We start from the raw sequence: 5,348 nt of genomic DNA on the forward strand, positions 1-5,348 counted from the left end.
CGCTAGTATCATTTGTCGGTAGTCTTGTGAGTATGCCATAGTTATATTGTACCAATTTTATTTTTCTTTTGCTATAGCAAAGGTAATGCTTTACCAATACTCATTTGCGTTGCCTTGCCATAGCTTGGCGGATTGACTGTAAACTTACTCCACGGTACATAGCGTACTTTTGCAGTGGCTAACATGGTTGGGCTCACGCCAGTTTGAAAATCAAAGTTGTAAGAATCTGGTGTTGTTGCCTTAAAATCTTGTACAGTCTTCAAACCTAATGCAGGAAAGTTTTCGGTGATGGTTGTATCATGATCGATTTTAGAACGATAAGTTAATGACGCACGCAAGGCAATCTCAGGTTTGCTATAAGATAAACCTGCTAACCACCCTAAGGCATCGTTTTCTTTGATGCGAGCGTCATAACCATTTGCACCTTGATAAGCGATACCGCGTAAATGTACGTCACCATTCAGACGTTGTCCAACCAAACCACCATAGATTTGTAAATTCTTTTGTTCGCCTAATTTTACACCCATAATGCCTGATAAATTATGAGTGCGGATTTCAACATGTGTGCTTTGACCTTTGTTGGCTTCAGCAGTTTATGCCAATGCAACTAAGCTCATTGCTTTACTATGATCTGATTTAATAAAAGCGTCCAATTCTTTTTGTAAATCAGCTGCACCTTTGCTATCACCAGCTTTGGTCAAATTGGCAATTTCTGTCTTAAAATCATTCACAATTTCACTTGTCATCGCCAAGGCTTGTTTTGCAATCGTTAAAGTCTTGATATTGCTTGTTGGATCATTTGCTGTCAAAGCAGCAACCGCACTATCACCACCAAGGCTAACGAAATTATTATCGCCATGATAAGTCGCTGATGCACCAAATGGCTCATCATACAGCACACCAATGCTTATACTAGAATTGACATCTGCTTTCACACCATAGCGGAAAAACTCATGGCTATCTGCAATATTTGAGATGGATTTGCCTTGTTGAAATGCTGTTTCCTTACTGGCACCGCTTTTTGCAGCATTGTCGTGCCCTTTAACATCAGCTTGAATACCAGTATAGACTAGCTCTGCATAAGTACCATCTTGTAAAAATGCTGTAATATCCTGCCCAGAACGGTCTAAGCCCGCAGCATAACTAATGGTTGGTAACGCACTCATGCTCACAATAACAAATGCAAGCTTACTCAATTTTAACTTCATTATATCACTCCACTGTGATCAAATTTCCTTCAACTTTTTATCAAACAAAGCATGCTATTGGATAAATATTGTATGCTTTGTTATGGTCAATATAGGTGATTTTTGATTAAAAGACAATCTTTATTTTATTTTTAATTGCCAATGAGATAGTCATGCAATAACTATATATCTTTTTGATTTTTAAAAATTAAAATAAAAATAGATGGAACATATCCATCTATTTTTATTTACAACATCAGCTATAAAATGCAAATTACCATTGGTAAGCGACTTTTAAACCTGCTGATTGTTGTTTGCTGACATTCTTACCTTGTGACTGTGCAGCATTCATCGACACGCCCCATTTTTTATAAGTAACACCAAGACTTGCTTCTGTGTAGCTATGACGACCAAAGTTTTGAGTAAAACGATAAGTATCATTCATAACCAAATTGGCATCAGAATGGGTATTATCTACAAAGTCCGCCGCCACTGCTGGCACAATACGCACACCTGCTGGTAGTGTAATGTCTTTGGATAATTTTACACCAGCACGATAGCTTACAAGGTTAGTATCTTCTACTTTCACTTTTGCTTGGTTTAGGTTGTAGCTCTGACCTGCAAGATGATCATAACGCACACCAACCGATGGCTGAATATCCACGATTGGGGTTGCAAATGTTTTACCAACATTGACACCAACTGTTGCCAAATTGCGGTTAAACCCAGTCTTTTCACCAGATGAATCAATTTCATTTTTGGCACGACCATAACCCGCATCGATTGCAACAAAGGCTTGATTAGCAAGCTTGTATTTACCGTATAGAGACAACATATCTAGGTCATTTTTGCCATTCATATGGTCAGCAAAATCAGTATTTGCTGTGCTATGCGAATAGACACCACCCACTGTCATACTACCATTAGCACTCGTAAACTGATGATTTGCACCAACTTGTGTCAACGTTTCGGACTTATCATACGGGCGATGTTGCGTTGAGCCAGCTGTTTCTTTAATACGGTCAGCAGTCATCCATACGTTGCGTGCATCATCTGATAGTATTTGGCGAGTTAAACCACGATTGATGTGTTGCAACGTAGAAACCTGTGATGCAACTTCAGACAATGCTGTATTGGTAAAACGACTAATACCACTTGCTTGAGTTGGTGCTTGTTGAGATGCCAAAAGTTTAGCTTTGGCATCAGCCAATGCTTTGTTTTGTGCAGCCAACGCGAGATCAGTCGCTTTCTTTGCACTTTCAGCAGCTTGTGTAGCAGTTTGGGTCGCAGCTTGCACTTTGGCTAAAGCTTGTGCCACATTCGTACCCGTTGCATTTTTCAATTCTTCAACAGCAGTTTGAGCAATTTGAGCGGCAGTCTGAGCGGCTTGAGCTGCCTTCGCTGCATTTTCTGCTTCTAGACTTGCTTGAGCAGCAGTCACTGTTTCATTCGTTGCTCTAGCTGTTGCGGCTGCAGATGCTGCTGCAGATGCTGCAGTCTTTGCTTGTGCTGCTGCAGTCTTTGCTTGTGCTGCTGCAGTCATTGCTTGATTCAATGCTGCCGCTTTTTCAGCTGCTGCCTTAGCCGCTACTTCTGCCGCTGCTTTCTCAGCTGCCGCCTTAGCCGCTGCTGCTTCTGCTGCTTCTGCTGCTGCTTTCTCAGCTGCCGCTTTAGCCGCTGCTTCTGCTACCGCTTTCTCAGCTGCTGCCTTAGCCGCTGCTTCTGCTGCTGCTTTCTCAGCTGCCGCCTTAGCCGCTGCTTCTGCTGCTGCTTTCTCAGCTGCCGCCTTAGCCGCTGCTTCTGCTGCTGCTTTCTCAGCTGCCGCTTTAGCCGCTGCTTCTGCTGCTAATTTATCAATCTCACCAGTATTAATTGCTTTTTCTAGTAAAGGGCTATATAGACGATAGTCATTACCTTCTTTTATAAGACTATAGCGATAGGCACCTAAGTCAACTTCTTCATTTGTGTTTGCTAGTTTGACAACAGCCTGTGTACCTTGGTTGGCATTGTTTAACGTCATTAATGCCAAGTGTTGCTTAGTTTTGGCAACCTCTTTACCTGTATCTTGTACATATAGTTTATAGTTACCTGTCGCAACACCATCAACAACGACTTTATCGCCTTGGAACTGTGATAAATTGGTCATGTAATTAAATTGACCATTACCAGTTAAATTACCCAAGATATGTAAAGTATTATATTGTGTTGCCGCTTTGGCATCCGCTGCTGAGTTTAAAATAACTTGCGCACCATCTGTCAAGCTTAACTGACCTAGTGTACTATCATTGGTCATGGTCCAACGTGCGTTACTCGCCATATTGACTTGAGTATTAGCACCTGCAGTAATTTGTCCAGTCAGTTGTGCTTTACCTAATGCTAGGTGCGCTTGGTCACTTAGTTTTACATTGCCTTTGATTTGCGTTGTTGGAATAGTACTGAGTACATCAGCTGCATAAAATGGCGTAGTAGAGCAATTATGCTCGAAGTTATATTCCGAACGCACGCACACTGGTGTTTGACCATTTATATAGCCCAATTTCGCACTAGCTGTATTGGCGATATCAAAATTTGCATTGACCTGACCGACATTACGTCCAACAATGACTTTAGCATTATTATTTGCTTTGATTGTTGTTGCAGTAAAATTACGATTAATCCAATCGTTATCTTTAACAATTTCTTCATATCTTGCATAGTCAATCGCATGTGACGTCGGTAAGCCTGATAATAATAATGTACCAGCTTCAGCACTTAGATTACCATTTAAGTTGCTGCCTCCTGTTAGCATCAAAGTCGATTCACTAGCACGGTCGGTTGGTTTATAAGTGATGTCTAACTGACCATTTTTACTAGGATCATTCTCGCCAAGGAAACCAGCAAATGTTGTGGTAAGATTTTGAGCATTAACTTGTCTATCGTATTCTTTAGATAGAGAATTATCGCCTAATGTATTACCAAGATATGCCCAATCTAAATTACTCTGTCCAAATACAAGAGGCTTAACCGTAGTATTCACACCTCTTAAGCGATAGTATCCACCATTCTTTAAATCATAATAACTAACACCATTAGAATTGATCTGTTTTTTACCTAATAATGTTAAGCTAGCTTTATTACCAGCGTGGTTAACAATCTGTGCACCTTGGTCGATATTAGCAATGTAGTTTGCTTCCAAACCTTGCAAACCGTTCAAATCTAAACGACCACCACGATAGCCAAATTTCACATTATTAAGATCAATCTGATCTTTACTACCAAGTTGTACAGTACCACGACCACTGACGATTTCAACACTATTAAATGCTTGTTTACCAGTACTATCTGCCTGTTGATTTAACATAACCAAGCCGTCACCGACACTAATATCGCCTAGATTTTTACCTGTACCATTGACAGTCAAAGTACCTTGACCAACCTTGGATAAACGATCTTTTTCAGGATTACTTACTCGCCAAACCAGTTCGCTACCTTTAGCAATATCAATCCCTGCACCCTGCCAAGTGTATCGACCATTTGGCTGATTCTCAACGATAACACGTGACTGCATTGCGTTCGCCACCAACGTTGGCACGTTCTGACCCACAAAGATAGCACCACTACCTTGATCAATATTGTCAGTTAAGCTGATAGTAAGATCTTTATTTAAGTAAAGATCTTTACTCTTTTCTAACGTTACATTATTCCTGTTAATATCAGTCAATACCGTTTGATTTAGCGCAGCATTATCATTTTTCCACTGTACAGCATTCAAGACCTTATCATTAAGTGCAATACTTGCACCTGTATATTTCACTTTACCTTTATCCAAGGTAAATCGATCTACCAAAGTATAGGTATTGAACATCGTTTCTTTGTTTGTTACTGGATCTGTAAGTGTGGTCACACCATTCACTACACCAACCAATTCCCACTTTTGGGTCTTTTTATTAAATCCATACAAGCCACTACCGCTATCACCTTTCTCAGTGATAGAAACTAAAGGCGAATAAGATTTATTGCTGTCATGTGTATCGGCATAAACGACTTCTGTCGTTCTAATATAGTAACCTTGAGAACTCGGATCAATACTGGCATTTTTAATTTCTTTTAGGGCGTGTTGACAATTAACGCAAATTGATTATTGTTGCAGCCAGATAGATATTAGCAGCAAAAGATTCATCG

3 protein-coding genes are annotated in these 5,348 nt (G+C 40.2%); all 3 read right to left on the reverse strand.

Annotated features, from left to right (window positions below; all coding sequences use genetic code 11):
- Positions 1-71: 71 nt before the first annotated feature.
- The 3 genes from ACEYX7_RS10530 to ACEYX7_RS10540 all read right to left on the reverse strand — a co-directional run bounded on the left by ACEYX7_RS10530 (position 72) and on the right by ACEYX7_RS10540 (position 5,301).
- Positions 72-527 (reverse strand): hypothetical protein, encoded by a 456-nt coding sequence (locus ACEYX7_RS10530; protein WP_374804102.1) that lies wholly within the window; start codon positions 525-527, stop codon positions 72-74.
- A 66-nt stretch (positions 528-593) separates the two neighbouring features.
- The gene (locus ACEYX7_RS10535) at positions 594-1,208 is read right to left on the reverse strand and encodes a hypothetical protein (protein WP_374804104.1); all 615 of its coding nucleotides are present in this window, start codon (positions 1,206-1,208) and stop codon (positions 594-596) included.
- A 253-nt stretch (positions 1,209-1,461) separates the two neighbouring features.
- Positions 1,462-5,301: an autotransporter outer membrane beta-barrel domain-containing protein gene (locus ACEYX7_RS10540; protein ID WP_374900552.1), complete on the reverse strand. Its 3,840-nt coding sequence runs from the start codon at positions 5,299-5,301 to the stop codon at positions 1,462-1,464.
- Positions 5,302-5,348: the final 47 nt, after the last annotated feature.

The sequence above is a fragment of the Hubeiibacter jixunmingi genome (assembly GCF_041928215.1).
Lineage (GTDB): Bacteria > Pseudomonadota > Gammaproteobacteria > Pseudomonadales > Moraxellaceae > Acinetobacter.

Excerpts from the sequence above, each read along its gene's own strand:
- ACEYX7_RS10530 (WP_374804102.1), bottom strand. The coding sequence starts at position 527 with ATGGGTGTAAAATTAGGCGAACAAAAGAATTTACAAATCTATGGTGGT.
- ACEYX7_RS10535 (WP_374804104.1), bottom strand. The coding sequence starts at position 1,208 with ATGAAGTTAAAATTGAGTAAGCTTGCATTTGTTATTGTGAGCATGAGT.